Annotated in this window: 13 protein-coding genes and 1 pseudogene; 2 read left to right on the top strand and 12 right to left on the bottom strand. The window is 34.4% G+C overall.

Annotation, left to right across the window (positions count from 1 at the left end):
- Positions 1-3 precede the first annotated feature (3 nt).
- From AB8B52_RS01445 to AB8B52_RS01435, 3 genes are all read right to left on the bottom strand, one after another.
- Complete coding sequence (locus AB8B52_RS01445; protein ID WP_406024508.1) at positions 4-528, bottom strand: LacI family DNA-binding transcriptional regulator; 525 nt, start codon at positions 526-528, stop codon at positions 4-6.
- Between the two features lie 3 nt (positions 529-531).
- Positions 532-1,200, bottom strand: coding sequence for a bifunctional 4-hydroxy-2-oxoglutarate aldolase/2-dehydro-3-deoxy-phosphogluconate aldolase (locus AB8B52_RS01440; RefSeq protein WP_406024506.1), 669 nt, complete (start codon positions 1,198-1,200; stop codon positions 532-534).
- A 98-nt stretch (positions 1,201-1,298) separates the two neighbouring features.
- Positions 1,299-2,345 carry a PfkB family carbohydrate kinase gene (locus AB8B52_RS01435; protein ID WP_406024504.1) on the bottom strand — a complete coding sequence of 349 codons (1,047 nt, stop codon included), beginning with the start codon at positions 2,343-2,345 and terminating at the stop codon, positions 1,299-1,301.
- Positions 2,346-2,491: 146 nt separating this feature from the next.
- Here AB8B52_RS01435 and AB8B52_RS01430 point away from each other — a divergent pair, with 146 nt between their 5' ends.
- Positions 2,492-3,511 (top strand): LacI family DNA-binding transcriptional regulator, encoded by a 1,020-nt coding sequence (locus AB8B52_RS01430; protein WP_406024502.1) that lies wholly within the window; start codon positions 2,492-2,494, stop codon positions 3,509-3,511.
- A gap of 109 nt (positions 3,512-3,620) precedes the next feature.
- Positions 3,621-6,004: pseudogene (locus tag AB8B52_RS01425) on the top strand (polysaccharide lyase 6 family protein).
- 47 nt (positions 6,005-6,051) lie between these two features.
- Here the strand turns inward: AB8B52_RS01425 and AB8B52_RS01420 are convergent.
- The 9 genes from AB8B52_RS01420 to AB8B52_RS01380 form a co-directional block, all read right to left on the bottom strand.
- Entirely contained in the window at positions 6,052-6,195 is a 144-nt protein-coding gene (locus tag AB8B52_RS01420; protein ID WP_406024532.1) for a glucuronate isomerase, read from the bottom strand.
- A 318-nt stretch (positions 6,196-6,513) separates the two neighbouring features.
- Positions 6,514-7,278, bottom strand: a complete 765-nt coding sequence (locus AB8B52_RS01415; protein WP_406024500.1) for an SDR family NAD(P)-dependent oxidoreductase — start codon at positions 7,276-7,278, stop codon at positions 6,514-6,516.
- Positions 7,279-7,300: 22 nt separating this feature from the next.
- Positions 7,301-8,599, bottom strand: a complete 1,299-nt coding sequence (locus AB8B52_RS01410) for an MFS transporter (protein WP_406024499.1) — start codon at positions 8,597-8,599, stop codon at positions 7,301-7,303.
- 30 nt (positions 8,600-8,629) lie between these two features.
- On the bottom strand, positions 8,630-9,331 hold the full coding sequence (locus AB8B52_RS01405; protein ID WP_406024497.1) for a FadR/GntR family transcriptional regulator: 702 nt from the start codon (positions 9,329-9,331) through the stop codon (positions 8,630-8,632).
- A gap of 160 nt (positions 9,332-9,491) precedes the next feature.
- Complete coding sequence (locus AB8B52_RS01400) at positions 9,492-10,409, bottom strand: polysaccharide lyase family 7 protein (protein WP_406024495.1); 918 nt, start codon at positions 10,407-10,409, stop codon at positions 9,492-9,494.
- A gap of 92 nt (positions 10,410-10,501) precedes the next feature.
- Complete coding sequence (locus AB8B52_RS01395; protein WP_406024493.1) at positions 10,502-12,001, bottom strand: PKD domain-containing protein; 1,500 nt, start codon at positions 11,999-12,001, stop codon at positions 10,502-10,504.
- 12 nt (positions 12,002-12,013) lie between these two features.
- Positions 12,014-13,228, bottom strand: a complete 1,215-nt coding sequence (locus AB8B52_RS01390) for a hypothetical protein (RefSeq protein ID WP_406024491.1) — start codon at positions 13,226-13,228, stop codon at positions 12,014-12,016.
- Between the two features lie 13 nt (positions 13,229-13,241).
- A complete protein-coding gene (locus tag AB8B52_RS01385) occupies positions 13,242-14,831 on the bottom strand; it encodes a RagB/SusD family nutrient uptake outer membrane protein (protein WP_406024489.1) in 1,590 nt (529 codons plus the stop codon).
- Between the two features lie 6 nt (positions 14,832-14,837).
- On the bottom strand, positions 14,838-18,050 hold the full coding sequence (locus AB8B52_RS01380; protein ID WP_406024487.1) for a SusC/RagA family TonB-linked outer membrane protein: 3,213 nt from the start codon (positions 18,048-18,050) through the stop codon (positions 14,838-14,840).
- Positions 18,051-18,213 lie beyond the last annotated feature (163 nt).

Here is an 18,213-nt window from a genome sequence, read left to right as displayed (position 1 = left end):
ATACTAAACCTCAGCTCGTTGTAATAATTTAGCCAAACTATTTATACAACGCCCTTTTATATTTTCAAGAGATTCATTTCTTGTTATATGCAGCGCTTCTACAGGAATATAATTGTGTGTATAAGCGTTTGCTTCTATATGATCTTTTGATATCATAATGATCCCATCAATAGAACCGTCACTAAATTTCTTAATGTAATTTAACGCTTTGCTTTTAGAATCAAACGATTGAAAAAATAATATTCTATAGCCTAAACGTTCAGCTGACTTTTGAAGATGACAAAGTGCATGACTGTAACATTCTTCAGTAACTTTAGGCAATATTACGGCAATAGATTTTGTTGTTCTGTTTCTAAGAGAAACGGCATAATTATTAGGAACATAATTATGCCGCTTTGCTATTGCTTTTATTTTTTCTCTTGTGGTTGTACTTATTTCAAATTTATCATTTAACGCTTTAGATACCGTAGATATGGAATATCCCGATAAAGACGAAATTTGTTTTATAGTAACAACCGACGACTTCAATGCTTATGATTTTAAATCATCTATTATAGCTAATGCATTTCTGGTATCAGACTCAATTTTAGCTAAATCATAATTGCCTTCCGCATTTTTGGCAATAAGCTTAGATCCCATACCAACGCAAGTTACACCAGCTTTAAACCAGCCTTCAAGATTTTCGCGCGTTGGCGATACTCCACCTGTAGGCATAATGCTTGTCCAAGGTTGAGGTCCACGAATTGCTTTTACAAAATCGGGTCCATAAATACCTCCTGGAAATAACTTCACAACCTCACAACCTAACTCTTCTGCTCGGCATATTTCAGTTAGAGACCCACAGCCTGGAGACCATGCCACTTTACGTCTATTACAAACAAGTGCAATATCTTCTCTTAGTACTGGAGTCACAATAAAATTTGCGCCTAAAGCCATAAAACGAGATGCTGATGCTGCATCAGTTACAGAACCAACTCCCATTATCATTCCTGGTAATTCTTTAAGTACCCACTTATTAAGTTCACCAAAAACTTCGTGAGCAAAATCACCTCTTGCTGTAAATTCTAATAAACGCGCACCACCATCGTAAGTCGCTTTAATTACTTTTTTACCTACTTCTAAATCCGAATTATAAAACAAAGGCACTAAACCTGTTTGCTTCATAACGTTTGCCACTTCTATTCTTGTATAATTTGCCATATTCGCATCTTAAATCCTTCCTTTCGGAAGGACTTTTTTTAGTTAATTATTTAGTTATCCATTTTCTTTCCTCTCTTGAGAAAATAAAAGGAGCATTTTTAACGCGCCACGCGTCCTGAAGCGTCTCCACCCATTAATTTTTCTACTTCTGCAACGGTTACTAAATTAGCATCACCTTTAATGGTATGTTTTAAACACGATGCTGCAACAGCAAAATCTAGAGCATTTTGATCATTTTCTGGGTATTTTAATAAACCATAAATTAAACCTCCCATAAATGAATCTCCTCCACCAACACGATCCACGATATCTGTGATTTGATACTGACGTGTTTCGTACATTTTTTTACCATCGTATAAAACTCCTGCCCAAGTATTGTGAGATGCAGAAATGGATCCTCTAAGTGTTGTAATTACTTTTTTAGCTCGTGGGAATTTCTCCATCATTTGCTTACAAACCGATAAAAATGCTTCTGCTTTTACATCATGTCCATGCTTGTGCACATCTAAACCTTCAGGATGAATTCCAAAATGCTTTTCAGCATCTTCTTCGTTTCCTAGAACAACATCACAATAAGACGTTAGTTCTGTCATTATTTTTTCTCTATGCGCTTCGTCACAAAATGTCCAAAGTTTAGCTCTATAATTTAAATCTGTAGAAATCGTAACTCCCATTTCGCTAGCCACTTTCACCGCTTCTAAACAAGCATCTGCTGCTCCTTGAGAAATTGCTGGTGTAATACCTGTCCAATGAAACCAAGCCACATCTTTAAAAACAGATTTCCAATCGACCATACCTGGCTTAATTTCAGAAATTGCTGAATGTGCGCGATCATAAACCACTTTACTTCCTCTACTTACAGCACCTGTTTCTAAAAAATAAATCCCTAAACGATCTCCACCATAAATAATTTTATCTACACCAACACCTCTTTTACGCATTTCCATCATGGCACACTGACCAATATCATTTTTTGGTAAACGCGTTACAAAATCCACTGGTACACCGTAATTGGCTAGTGATACTGCTACGTTAGATTCTCCTCCGCCATAAACCACATCAAAACTTGATGCCTGCGAAAATCTTAAAAATTGTTGAGGTGCTAATCTTAGCATAATCTCTCCAAAAGTGACTACTTTTTTCATTCTGAATATAAGTTTTATTTATAAATAATTTTTAACAGCTTAATCGATTAAGCAAAACATTTAAAAAGAAATCAAAACAGTATTGCTTTGATTTTTATAGTTAAAACCTTAATTTTGCTTAAACGATTAAGCAAATATATAAAAACTTGGCGAATAAAAAAAGAACGACTCTAAAAGACATTGCAAATGTGCTCAATATTTCAACTGCAGCAGTTTCTAAAGCCATGCACAATGACTCAAGGATTAGTGCTAAAACAAAAGCAGAAGTTAAGCGTATTGCTAAAGAATTAAATTACCAACCCAATCACTTGGCAAGTGCCCTAAGAAAAGGAAAAAGTAATTTAGTTGGTGTCATTGTGCCGCGTACAAATAGCAATTTTTTCTCTTCCGTTTTAGAGCATATGGAAGAAGTGCTTCATAAAGCTGGTTACAATGTAATTATTACCCAATCTAATGAATCGTTTAAAAAAGAGTGCACTAATATTGACACACTTTTATATACTCAAGTTGATGGTATCATTGCTTCGATGGCGAACGAAACAGTCGATTTATCGTTTTATGAAAAAATTAAAACTAAAGGGATACCGTTAATTTTATTTGATCGCGGTGAGAATAACCTTAATGTAGATTACGTTGGCATAAATGATTATGATAGTAGCCAAATGATTATTAAACATTTGGTTTCAAAAGGTTGCAAGCGGATTGCGCATATCGGTGGTTTTAGACGCACACGAATTTTTAATAATAGAATTAGAGGTTATATCGATGCGATTAAAACATATAATCTTCCTTTAGATAATGATTTAATTATTGAAAGTTCTTTAACATTAGAGGATGGCAGGCACCAAATGACAAAATTATTAAACCTAAATAAAAGACCCGACGCTGTATACGTTGCTGGTGATTATGCTGCCTTAGGTGCATTGCAAGTGCTAAAAGAACACCAACTTAATGTTCCTGAAGATATGAGACTTGTTGGTTTTGGTAATGAACCTTTCACGGCTTTAGTAACACCTTCAATTACAAGTGTAGATCAGAATAGTAAAGCTATTGGACGTCTTGCGGCTGAAGCATTTCTGAATAGAGTTGCAAATCCTGAAACAAAACAAACTTTAAATAAAATAATTCTTGAAGCCGAACTTATAGTAAGGGCATCGTCTTATTAAGACAACAAACAAGATTTAAAATGCTAAAGAACTGATTCAATAAAAAATTATTCAGCACTAAAATTGGAATCATTTTTGGTAACAACACCTAGGAAAACAACATTTTAACATGAGAACAAAACACATACTTCTAATTTCAGGTTTATTTTTATTTATAAACTTCAGCTTTGCACAAGATTTAGTAGTTGCAAATATTTCGGAATATAATGAAGCCATAAAAACAGTTTCAGAGGGTGGCACAATCATTCTAAAAAATGGAGAATGGAAAGACACAAAACTAAATGCTTATGGCAATGGCACAAAAGAAAACCCTATTATCGTTAAGGCAGAAACTGCTGGTGAAGTGATACTTACAGGAGACTCTAGCTTAAGTATTTACGGCAGCCACGTTATTGTGAGTGGATTATGGTTTAAAGACGGTAAATCGACCTCAAAATATGTGGTTCAATTTAGAAAAGATTCTAAGGAATTTGCTAATAATTGCCGTTTTACAAATTCTACTATCTCTTATTTTAGTGTAGAAGATGGCATTAAAAACCATTGGGTAGATTTATGGGAAAAAATAATCGTGTTGATCATAATAATTTTACCGGAAAAATGTCTTCGGGTACTACACTGGTGGTTTGGCTAAAAGGTGATGAGCATATAGAAAACAACCATCAAATAGACTATAATTATTTTGGACCACGACCAGAACTTGGTGAAAATGGAGGTGAAACTATTAGAATAGGCACCAGCGACAATTCTATGAAATCATCTAAAACTATTGTGGAAAGTAACACCTTTAAACAATGTAATGGTGAAATAGAAATTATTTCCAACAAATCTGGAGATAACATTTTTAGAAATAACATTTTTATTGAGAGTAAAGGGACTTTAACGTTAAGACATGGCAATGGCGCCTTAGTAGAGCATAATGTGTTTTTAGGAAATAATGTATCTGGTACTGGTGGTGTTAGAGTTATAAACGCTAATCATATTATAAGAAATAATCTTTTTTTAGGATTAGCAGGTGATGGTTATAGAGGCCCTATTGTTATTATGAATGGTGTCCCAAATTCTCCTTTAAATAGATATCATCAAGTTAACAATGTTGATATTCAAAATAATACCCTTATCAATTGCGGACCTATGACTTTTGGTGCTGGCAAAGATGATGAAAAAACCTTACCACCTATCAATACAGTCTTTGCAAATAATGTAATTTCTAATACCCAAGAAGGCACTATTTTAAATATATTAGACACTGCGGAGGGCATTACGTTTAGTGGAAATATCGTTGATAGTCCTTCTACAGTTGACACCAAATATTTTACTCAAACCTCTATTAATTGGGCAATTGTAAAATCTTTACCGCTTCCTACGGAGAATAATCCGGCCTTAAAGGCAGTTTCAAAAACAGCTAAAAGTCCTGATAAGGATATATTACTTTCAGACCGAAACACGTATGTTGCAGGTGCGTTTAACCTAAATAGTACAGAACTACCTATTGCTTTAAGATTACGCACAGGGCCAGGTTGGAGACCTAATATTGTGCCTCCTGCCACAGATCCTAAAGACTTAATTGTAGAACCAGGTGTAAACACGTTATCAAACGCATTAAAAAAAGCTACAGATGGAGACGAAATTACACTAAAACCCGGTGTTTATGAATTTGGCAAAAGCTTGAAAATTAGCAAAAATATTATACTTAACGGCGATTCTAATGGTGGTACCATTCTAAAGATGGAAGACGGAATTGAGAAAGGCTTCAATTATTTCTTTAGAATAAATGAAGGTGCATCGTTAAGATTGAAACACATCATTGTAGATGGAGATCATAGCGAAAAACCGAAGTATGCAGTTGTTTCTCCAGACGAAATGGCATCTGGTAGTTATACCTTTTATGCAGAAAATTGCACTTTTAAAAACTTTACAAATACCAATGGAGGCAGCATCTTTAAAGCGTATTTAGGCACGCTAGCATCAGAGTTAGTATTTAAAAATTGTCAATTTTTAGATAGTTATAGAGGGCTAAATTTATCTTATGAAAAAGAAATAGGTAAATACAATGCCTTAGCGATTAACATCGACAACTGTATCTTTAAAAATATTGAGGAATATGCTATTAACTACACCAGAAACATTCCTAACGTTGATATTGAAGGTGGTAAGATTACGATTAATAATAGTGTGTTTGACGCTATTGCCAATACTGAAAAAGGTAAAATTATACGAACTAAAGGAATCAATGAGGTGACGATCGCTAATTCTGTATTTATAAATAGCTACAAAGCACTTAAACCCATTGAAATAAAAGGTTTAAAAAACATCATTAAAGATTGTTTATTTCATGACAGTGGTTTCCCTAAAGTGAGCCAAGGAGCTCAGAAAGTAAATATGGTTTATAAGAATCCGAAATGGGACGATAAAGACAACTATATTCCTAGCGAAAAATCACCATTACTAAAAGCTAACAATGATAACTCAGACATAGGTTTAATACAGAATTAATCTGAATAATTCTTTAATTCTAAATGTGTCCAGTGATATAATGGATATCAGATTATAAATGGTAGCACTTCTGCCCATTTTAAAAACTCGTCTTTATCCGAAGCTTTTCCAGTAATGTGCTTTTCATTTATACCAAAGGCAGGCATTGCGCGCCATTTATGATGATCACTAGCTAACCATACTTGTGTAATGTTTTCAAATTGCTGGTCTTCTGCAATTTGTTTTGGAGATAAGTGATTATGATAATCTATTTATAGCAAGCGACTTTGTATGCGTATGATATAAGATTTCTACCACCTCTGTTTATAATAAAAAATCCTTACCGATAAAGTTTTTCATAGTGTTACATTTACCCTATAAAGACAATCAAAAAGACCTTTTTTAGCGGATTATTTTTAATTGATACATCCCAAATAAGGCTGTTTTAAACACATTAAATAAAAAGTGGTAGAGAAAATCAACTCTCCACCACTTACTTGTATTAAAACTAAAAATATGTTTAAGACTTATTAAATACCTAATGCTTGACCACCACCAATCTGAATCGTTTCAGCAGTTATAAATGAAGCATCTTTACTTGCTAAAAATGAAATAACTCCAGCAACATCTTCTGGCTGACCTAATCTTCCTAACATGATGTTATTAGCCCAAGATGCAAAAACTTCTGGTTTAGTTGATTTAATTTGAGCGTGAAAAGGAGTATCAATTGTTCCTGGAGATACTGCATTTGCTCTAATTCCGTATTCGGCTAAATCTTTTGCTAAGGCTCTAGTTATGGCATGTACACCAGCTTTAGATGTTCCGTAGATTCCTGCTCCTGGTCCACCAGCAGTCCACCCTGCATTCGATGTATAATTAATTATAGAAGGATGTTCTCCTTTTTTAAGAAAAGGTATAGCTGCTCTTGAAGCAAAGAATACTGAATCTAAATTTAACGCCATTACATTTCTGTAAAAATCTGTTGTCATTTCTTCAAATCGAGACCTTCCACCAAGTCCACCAGCATTGTTTACTAAAACATCAATTTTACCATATTTCTCACCAATTGCTTTGATATTTGACGCTACTTGGTCTTCTTTTGTAACATCGAATCCATAGTATTCGGCTGTTATACCTTCTGCAGTAAGCTCTTTAATTCTTTCCGCTCCAGCCTCATTATCTATACCATTTAAAACAACGGTATAGCCATCTTTACCTAAACGTCTTGACACTTCGAAACCAATTCCTCCTGTAGCACCTGTAATTATTGCTACTTTTCCTTTATTATTACTCATATTATATTTAAAATTTATATTATTATTTTGCTTCAAGCGGTTCTATTTTTGGGCACAATAACCAAACAGCTAAAAGCGCTATTATAGCTAAAGCTCCACCTATTAAAAAAGCTGGTGTGTAATTTCCGCCTTTAGTTATTGTTGGTATTAAAAAGGTCAATCCAAACGCTCCTAATTTAGCAGCCGTTCCTGCAAATCCAGATAGCGTTCCTACTACTTTTCCACTAAACATATCACTTGGTAATGTCTGTACATTACCGATGGCAGTTTGAAAACCAAATAATAGCACAGCCATAATCATTACTGCATTTATAGCTGATCCAGGCGCTTTTAATAGGAAGAAGCAAGGAATCATCATTAAACAACCCAAAGTAATTACCATTTTTCGTGTTTTATTGACCGCCCATCCTGAACTCAATCTATTTTGAGCTAAAAGGCCACCAAACCATGCTCCTAGCATTGCACCGACATAAGGAACCCATGCAGAAAATGCAATTTCTTTTACATCTAATCCAAACACCTCATTAAGGTATATAGGAATCCATACTATGAATAACCACCAAATTGGGTCTATAGCAGCTGAGGCTATTATAACTCCCCAACTCTCTTTATGTTTAAGTAATTCTCCTGTGTCTGGGGCATATCCTTCATCAAAATTACCATCTTCGTCAATGTCTTGATTTTTTTGTCCAGATAGAATGTACAACTTTTCATCTTTTGATAGCCAAGGATGTTTTTCTGGTGGTGATTTTACAATGTATAACCATGGTAACAACCATAACAAACCAACTAATCCTACACATATAAATATGGATTGCCATGATAAATAAACCGAAAGAAGACCAATTATTGGATAGGCAACTATGCCTCCAATAGCTGCGCCAGAATTGAATATACCTTGAGCTAAAGCACGTTCCTTTGTAGGAAACCATTCTGCATTTGCCTTTGCAGCACCTGGCCAGTTACCAGCTTCTGCAATTCCTAAAATTGATCTAAATATTGAGAAACTTACCATGCCTTTTGCAAATGCATGAACCATTGTTGCTAGAGACCAAATTCCTATGGACAAAGCAAACCCTATTCTAGTTCCTATCCAATCGAAAATTTTTCCAAATATTGTCTGACCTGCAGCATAAGCCAAGATAAATATAGCAGATATAGTTCCATATATAGCTTTTGTATCGTCTGGTCCCATGTCTGGAAATAACTCTTTAGCTATTTCTGGCCACAGCGCACCAAAAGCTTGCCTATCAATATAATTTATAACTGCAGCCAAAGCCACAAGTCCGACTACCCACCATCTTAATCCTTTAGTTTTCATATAAATTTAGTACACCCTAATTATTAAGAATTAAACATTATAGCAATATTGATATAACACACCAAAATGTTCTTTCATTTTTGCCTTTGCTAGTTGCGGTTTTTGTTTTTTTATAGCATCAAATATCTCTTCGTGCTCTTTAATTCCGCGTTGCGACAATCCTTTATCGCAAACATGATATTTTTCAAAATTTGTAATAATTCCAGGTGTTATAATTAGCATAAAGGTATTCATGGTACTATTTCCACTGGCCTTAGCAATTGCTAAATGAAATAATAAGTCTTCTTGGACTGCATCTTCTCCATCTAACACCTTTTCTGTATAGGCGTCTAACGCCTCTTTTATTTTATTTAAATCCTCTTCTGATCTTCTAATTGCAGCTAAACGAACGGTTTTAAGTTCTAATAAGATTCTTGTTTCAACTAACGATTTAAAATCTGGATCTTCTAGTCTTAAAATATCTTCAATCATGCCATTCATAGCAATGACACCTATATTAGCTACGAATGTTCCACTTTGCGGAATTGAATCTAGCAATCCATAAAATTCTAACTTTTGAATTGCCTCTCTAACATTACTTCTTGTGACTCCAAATTTTTCAGATAACATTCTTTCTGATGGCAACTTATCACCAGGTTCGAGATTTTTATGATTAATTAAATCTCCAATTTTAGAAATTATCGTTTTCTGGACACTTTTATTATCATTCTTCGCTAATATTTTCAATTTCATATTTCTAAAATTATAAGTTGATTACCCACATTGATACAAATTTATGCAAATAATACATTAAATTCTTACGAACATTTTATTAATAGTGCTTAAAGAATTCTACACGAATTTGCATTACAATTGCAGAATTCAATAAGCGACTAAACTCAAATAAACCAATTTAATGACTAACTTCTAGTTCGTAAAATCTTACTTTAGCGTATGAACCTTCATCTCTAGATTGAAAATAATTTCCTGCCTTAAAATAATTTTCAAAGATTCCCCATTTTTTCATGTGGATATTTTCATAAACTTTATACTCATTACCGTTAAGAATAACTACCATTTTTCCATCTGACACTTCTACTTCAAGCGTAAATTTTCTAAATCCTACTTCTTGTTCAAAATTAAAACCTTCATCATTATCCCAAGCATCCTCATGGAGTATCTCTGGTTCTACGGCGTTTAAATTCTTTAAAAGTTTTGTTTTTATTCTTACTTTTCCTTTATCCCAATAAATCTTCAATATTGGTGGTGCGTTATTATCATCTTCGCCAATTAAATCGCGCTGTTCATTGGTTAACCTTCCATGGATTTGCATGATAATTACTCTATGGTATTTACCATCAGTATCTCGAGATACTTCGTCCATTTGTATCTTACCTTTCATGTAAGCACCATCAGCAAACGTCCAATTAACATTATTTTCACCAGGCACCATTTGCTCTCTCAATTCTGACCTGGTGTATTTTGTGTTTTTAGTCGTAGACGCTGTTGGCATTGCATGAAAAACAATAGCGCCTTTGGTTGAATCTATATACATATATGGCCTAGCGATTTCGTTTGAGGCGAAATCTAATATTTCAGGCGGATCTATCTCATAAGGTTTTCCATCATCCCTTGTTACTGGTAACGTTACCTTCCAATGACTCAAATCTATTTTAGGTAGCTTCACCTTTTTCTTTTTCTTTTTCTTTTTCTTCTTCTTTTCAACTTTTACCGTTTTAGAAGATTTATCTTGATTAGATTGCGCGTTAGCAACACTAACTAAAAATAGAATTAGAAAAGAACTAATAAAGGTGAATTTTAAATTCTTCATTTTAAATTTTTTATTGATTATTAAAGCTACCTACTTAGTTCAATAATCAATAGTGAACAATTATACCAGAAAACAATCTATACAAACCGTAATTAAAATCCTGGTGTAATGATATCTATATTATCATAAAACACTTCATTACTACTATCAATAGCAGCTGAGGCTCTTACATAAATTACTGCAATATTTGAAGATGCTTCAAATGTAAATGTCGTTGTTGTAAATGTGTCGAGTGAGCTTGTTGACTTCGTTGGATTATAGTCATTATCTATTAAAGCATAACCATCCGTATTAGCTTCAATACCAGCCGTTGTATTTATAACATCCTCACTTGCAATTTCATTGTTTAAAATGAATACTTCTGAGTTAATGCCTACTTCCTCAGACCGCGATTGAATGGTAAAGGTATACTCCACGCCAGGTTCTACTGTTACAACTTGATATAGACGACGACAAGTTTCATTCAGCTTTACGCCTCTACCGCCACCAGCATCGGGTCCAAATTTATTACCATCACTTGTAGAACCAGGTTGTTCACTGTCATCACCACAATTAGCTTCAAGCCAATCTTGTAATGCGGTATTGTTCCATAGCGCATTGTAAGGACTATCTATTACTCCTAAAACATCATCAACTACCGTACCGTTAGGTGTCATATCCCAAGCATCAGCATTATCACCTGTTTCATTTGTATGCACGTTACAGTCACTATTTAATACCACAACTTCAAACGTCGGTTCTATACCTCCAACAGGTACTGGTTTTGTAATATCTCTTTCCACTCCGGCTTCGTTCGTTGTTGTTAAGGTTACATCATAAGTTCCTGCCATGGCATAGGTATGAATAGGGTTAACATCAGAAGATGTATTACCGTCACCAAAATCCCAACTATGAGAAACCGCTAAGAACGAATCGTCCGTAAATTGAGCGGTTAATGAAGATGTTGTAAACGTAAAGTTAGGAATCGTTGATAACACCAAACCTGTAATACTTTTGGTTACGGAAAATTCTCTACCAAGAAAATTAGTTGCCGTAAGTGTTGCCTGAAACGTACCCTCAGTTAAGTAGCCGTGTACCGGACTAATATCTGGATCTTCTGCGGTATCTTCTGCACTGTTCCAACTTACCGAATTACCATCTCCAAAATCCCAAGTTAATGTGCTCGCACCAGTTGTTAAATTATTGAACGTTACTTGTGAATCTAATGTGGTGAAATCGAAATCTAAAAAAATAGGTGCGACATCGGCTGTTGCAGTAGCTTCGAGACCATCTGAACTTGTTGTAGTTAAAGTTACTGTATACAATCCACCAGTGGCGTAAGTATAATCTGGATTTGCCTCAGTTGATGTATTACCATCACCAAAATCCCATAAATAAGAGACGGCGTCTGTTGAAAAACTTCTAAATATTAGTGTTAAACTATTATCTGCATCTGTACTTGTGGTAAACAACGTGTTGGGTTGAATGTTATTTATATTTCCTGTAGGAGGAACAAATTCCTCAAATCCATCATCATAACAGGATACAACCGTGAGTATTAAACCTAAGACTATAAGAGTTAGTGTGTTTCTTTTTATTGATATACGACTCATAATATTATTTTTTTATTGTCTAACTACGATATTAAAAGCATCTAATCTAGATTCTACACCAGAATTAGTAACAAAAATGATCACAGATTCATTTTCTCCAGCCTCAAAATTTATGGAATGTTGTTTAAATACATTATCAACCCTACCCACATTGGTATCAGTACGCGATGCAATAATGTTCTCTTCTAACAATGATTCTGTGTAACTTGATGTATTAGGTGTTAAAATAGACACTGTAATATCACCTAGCGATGTTTCCTCAAATGCAGTAAAATATGTGATTACATATTCTGCTCCAGGTGTCACTTCAATTTCTTGATAAGCTACTCGATCTCCGCCTCCAGGGAATTTAGCAGCTTGCACGCCATCTGGTAAATCTGCACCTTCACCAGGACTAGAATCGGTATTAATTTGTATCACTGTAGTACCACCACCTAAAGGACTCCAAGCCGAATTGCTTGGCGCTCTCCAAGAGTCTCTTCCATCACCTGTGCCATCAAATAGGCTATTATCTTCAAAACTAGGCTCAGCAATTTCTGGTACTGGAATTGTCGGCACTGCTTGCAACACTGTTACGGCTCTTTCAGTTACGTCCGATTTACCTAAATTATCAATAACGGTAAGACCAACACTGTAAGTACCTGGCCCAGGAAACTCAATTATTAATTCTTGGTCTTGCAAAGTAGCAGGCGCTAATGCTGTTATCTGAGCTTCTAAATCTGCTACTGCTTGCAGTTCGGCGTCGGTAAGTGCATTTTCTGCTTCTATTAACGCTAACTCTAAGTCCGCTAATTCAGCTTGTAACACAACTACTCGAGCAGGATCTGCTTCACATGGTATTTTAAACAGAATATCTGCTATATCTTCTTCGATCGCAATAACATTAGCTAATACTCCTTCTATTTGTTGTTCAAGAATCGGTAAATCTTTATTAATCAAATCAATAACAACACTAACACCAGAATTATCAGTTACGCTCCATTGATATTTTGTACCGTTAACTGCTAAGTTGGACCCTGCTTGAAAATTAAATTGATAATTAGCCGATAGCTCGTTCTCTTCGCAGTCGAACTCAGCAAAAGTTCTTTCACTAAAATTATAAAATGGAGTTGGTCCTGTAATATCTGCTAAATCTCCAATATCTGCTAAATCGTCACTTACGCAACCGCTAAGTGATAAAAAACCTGTTAATACAACCAGCTTTAAGGTTAAAAAATTTGTTTTCATTATTCTTATCGTTTTAGTAACCATTATTTTGTGAATAAAAGTTAGGTAAATTATCTATTTCTCTTTGTGGAAAAGGCAGATATTTTCTGTCAGCTGTATAACTGAGACTATTGTCAATTGAAAATTGCTGTAGCACATTATCTGCTTCACCAAATCGAATTAAATCGAATAGACGTTGATTTTCATAAACAAACTCCATACGCCTTTCTTCTAAGAGTTCTTGTTTGGTTAATAAACCGAAGACTTCTTCGAGTCCTGCTCTTGCTCTAACTTGATTAAAAGCATCAATAGCTCTCTGATCTGCGGTGGTTTCCGCACCTGCTAATATGGCCTCAGCATATAATAACAATACATCTGCGTATCTTAAAACAATCCAATCATTATCACCAATTTCTCCATCTGTTGGAAATTTTGAATTATAGGTATCGTTTGTAATATTGGTAACATCTACAGTTATTGCTCTAAATGTTACAGGAAATCTCACTGGTTGTAATTCTGGCGTCATAACACCTAATAAATCGAGCGTAGCAATATTAACACCATTAGAAGGACCTTGTAACGTCATTGCGAAACTGTGCGACTCTGAATCGGTTTCAACTTGATCGTCTAAACCACTATCACTTGTTACATAGTTGTCACTACTCACCAAATCGTATGCTATAGAAAAAATGATTTCATCATTAATTTCTAATCCTGGGTTATTTGCCCATTCGCCTACAAGTACAGATTCTCCAGGTACATCAGAAAATTCTACTGGAATATCATTACCAAATACACGACCAAAATCTAGAGCTAGATTGGCAAAATATTCTGGATCTGATACTATACCGTCACCTGTAAAATCTTGAGCATTCGCTCTATCTGTTGATAATATATTGTAACCAAAAGACCCACTATTTTCTACTACAGATGCGAGTAACAATTCTGCTTCTGCATAATTTGGGTTTGGCTGACTTAAGTAAGCTTTAGCGGCTAAACAAATAGCAGCGCCTTCAGTTGGTCTGTATTTATTTTGCGTTCCTCCATTTAAAAAGGCAATAGAGGTTCTAAAATCTTCAATGATTCTTTCATAAACGTCTTCTTCAGGCAATTGTGGATAGTCTCTCGCTTCATCTGAATTAATATCTAACACTTTGTCTACGAAGGGTATGTTTTGATACGCTCTTACCAAATTAAAATGACATAATGCTCTCATAAAGTAAGCTTCTCCAACAGCATATTGAAAAGCTTCGGGAGCTAAGAACTTATTATCAATTATTGTATTAGCATGCCTAATTGTAGCCATATTATTAGAATAATAGGTGGCCACATCTCCATTATTTGGATCCACATTATATCTGGCAATTTCTGGGAAATTTCCATTTTCAGTATTCGCTCTTGAATTATCAGATCTTAACTCTACTAATAAAAACTCGTTTGCAGGTACTTTTTGATACGCATCTAAAACGCCGTTAGCCAATAGCTCAAATCCATTTTCTGTTTGCAACAACTCTTCTAGAGAAAGTGCTGTTGGGTTAGAAAGGTCTAGTTCTTCTTCACAACTTGTAAATAAAGCTGAAATAGAAAAACAAACTACTAATAATTTTATATATATCCTTTTCATAATTAATTAAAATTGTACGTTAAGTCCTAATGAAATTGTTCTTACTATTGGGCCATCACCTCTTTGATAACCCGCAGTTAATGCTGTGTTTGCGTTATTTGATGTCTGCCCAGCTGCCTCTGGATTAAAACCTTCATAACCAGCTGCTGTAAAATAAAATAGATTTTCACCTGTCATGTAAAGTCTTAATTTACTTAAATTAAGTGTTGACAATACTGAGTCTTTAAAAGTATAACCTAAAATCATATTTCTTACAGCTACGAAAGAAGCGTCTTGAATATGATCATTTGTGAAGCGTCTATGAACTGTTAAATCAAAATCTGGAAAATTAGAAACTGGATTAACCGCTGATTCACTAGCAAAATACAATTGATCTAAATCTGCAACCCTTACCTCAGCTCCATGTGACCCTTCAAATTGAACTGAAAAATCAAAATTATAAAATGTAACATCTGATGTAAAGCCCCAGGTAAAATCTGGATATGGACTTCCTAATTCAGTTCTATCTTCATCATCTATAATACCATCTCCATTTAAATCTTTTACAAATACGCGTGCATAGTCATTATTAAATCTATTAAACGGACTATCAACCCATTCTAAAGGAATTTCACTTTCATAAACCCATCCATAAAAAGACGTTATCGGTTGCCCTACTTGGGCAATAAACTCTGTCGGTCTTGTATCCTGATCTATTCTTGAAATGATGCGTTCGTTACTTCCTAAACTTACAACTTCATTTCTATTTAAAGAAAATTGACCTGAAGCAGACCATCTTACATTCTCACTAGAATAAAGTCTTGAATTTAATTCTATTTCAAAACCTTCATTTTTTACTGCACCTAAATTTTGAAGCCAATTATCAACACCATACACTCCTGAAACAGGTGCAAATAATATTAAGTCTTCACTTGTTCTGGTATAATAATCTATAGAAAGATTTACTAAACCTCTCCCAAAAGTAACATCGATTCCTGGATTAAATTCTCTTAATCTTTCCCAACCTAAGTTTGAATTACCTAATGCTGTACCTTTAACACCTGGTTGTCCATTATACCCAATAGTACTGAAGGTTTCCTCAAATCTATATAGAGATTCGTAGATGTTATTAGATATTTCATTTGAACCAGAGATACCATAACTTGCTCTTACTTTTAAGAACGTAATAACGTCGCTAGATGATAAGAATTCTTCATCAGACAGAATCCAACCTGCAGATGCAGCAGGGAAAAAACCGAATCGGTTATTAGACCCAAACCTTGTACTACCATCTGTACGTGCAGATAATTGTAGCAAGTATTTACCATCATAATCATAGTCTAACCTACCAAAATATGACACTAATTTTTCTTGTGCATTATCAGTAAACGTAGTACCGTTATCTGCTAAGGCAATATTATTATTGAAATCATCGGTAAAACCTACGGCTTCAGATTGTTGTATATAAAAATCTCTTTGCGTAAATTCAAAACCTAATAAGGATTTAAAATTATGCTTCTTAATACTTTTGTTGTATCGTATTAATGATTCGAAAACATATTGATTGATCTCATCTCTTCGTTCTTCTCTAAACGCTTCTTGTTCTCTATTTTCTTGTCCAAAAAAGAAATCTGCATTATTGTTTTTTGTATGTCTAAAAATAGATGAAGCGGTTTGTCTAAAGCTTAATCCTTTTGCTAACTTAATATCAAAATAAGTAGCTGCATTTAATGTAAACTGTCTTTTTTCTCTAGAGCGCTCTAAAAAATTTACTAATGGATGTACATTTCGTGTTGTTGACAGCGTTAATCCGCCAGAAGTTAAAGGACTCGCAAGTGGCAAGCCTGTATTTGGATCTCTAGCGATAGCTCTAGGATTATTAGGGTCTACTGTAAACACATGGTCAAAGGCTCTTGAAAATCCATAACTACCAACACCTATATTTTCAAATTGAGCACCTGCATCACCAGGATCGCCTTGTGTAATGTAATCAAGGTGATTCTCATTAAGATATAATGGCAAATGTCCATATTGCCTTAATGCATCTGTAAATCTTGATGGCAACCTTTTTTGATCATTATAATTTATCCTAAGATTTCCGCCAAACTTAATCTTCTTGTTTTTGGATTTACTATCTACTTTAATCCTAGCATTATATTTTTTAAAATTATCAACTAATGCCACACCTTCATCTTCAAGATAACCTAATGAAGCTGTATAACTTGTTAGTTCAGAACCTCCTCTGGCTGAAAAAGAATGGCTTTGAATGGTACCACCTTCAAAAATTTCATCTTGCCAATTTTTTTCACCATCACCAAGAGATGCTATAAATTCCATAGCCTCAAGTTCAGCGTATGCTGTATTGTAATTACTATTAACTCTGTCAAAGTTAGGGCTGGTAGGTGAAATGGCATCAACCGTACTCTGCAATCCATTTAGTCTAGATCTTTCGTCTGCAATAGAGGTGTTGAAATTATCATTATTTTTTGTGTATCTAACGCCTGTGAATGCATTATAAGAAAACTGCGTTTTACCTTCAAAACCTTCTTTGAGTGTAATCAAAATTACACCATTTGCACCTCTAGAACCATAAATTGCAACTGATGACGCATCTTTTAGAACTGTTATAGATTCTACATTATTATTATCAATTGATCCCAAAATATCAGCATCTGTACCCAAAACAATACCATCAACCACTATTAGCGGCGCTGAAGAACCTGTAATTGAACCAGGACCTCTTAACGTTATCTTAGGGTCTCCACCTGCCTCAGAGGCTACGGTTTGAATTCTCAAACCCGCTACCTTACCTCTAAGTGCATCTTCAACTCGCGCAACAGATAAATCTTCAATATCTTTGCTAGTCACTTTTGTTAAGGAACTTGTTACATTTTTCTCTTTTTGATCACCATAACCAATTAAGACGACTTCATCGAGGGTGTTATTATCTAATTCTAAACTAACAACTATTGTATTTTGTCCGCTAATTATTACAGTTTGCGTTTTATAGCCAATATAAGAAAACTGCAAAATCTCGTCTTTAGTAACATCTATAGTAAAATTACCATCAAAATCAGTGGAAGTTCCTCTGGTTGTATTTAAAACAAGAATATTAACACCTGGTATTGGCATTTTATCTTCTGCTGAAGTTACAACCCCTTTTAAGGTATAACTATCCTGCGCAAATAGCGACAAATTGAATATTAATAATACGAATAGCAACTTAGTTTTCAAATTCATAATTAGAATTTTATATTTAAAATATTTTTTTGCTTGATTGCCTAAACTGGTTGACCAGATTGGTTGACCAAATATATATAAATATTTGTTAAATACAACGTTTTCGGAAAAAATCTATGTTAAATGAATACACTTTTGAGTTAAAATAGGATATGTTTCAGAA

It is taken from the genome of Winogradskyella sp. (assembly GCF_045105575.1).
GTDB lineage: Bacteria > Bacteroidota > Bacteroidia > Flavobacteriales > Flavobacteriaceae > Winogradskyella.
The sequence above is the reverse complement of the archived record's forward strand: the minus strand, read 5'-3'. Positions and strand labels throughout refer to the sequence as shown.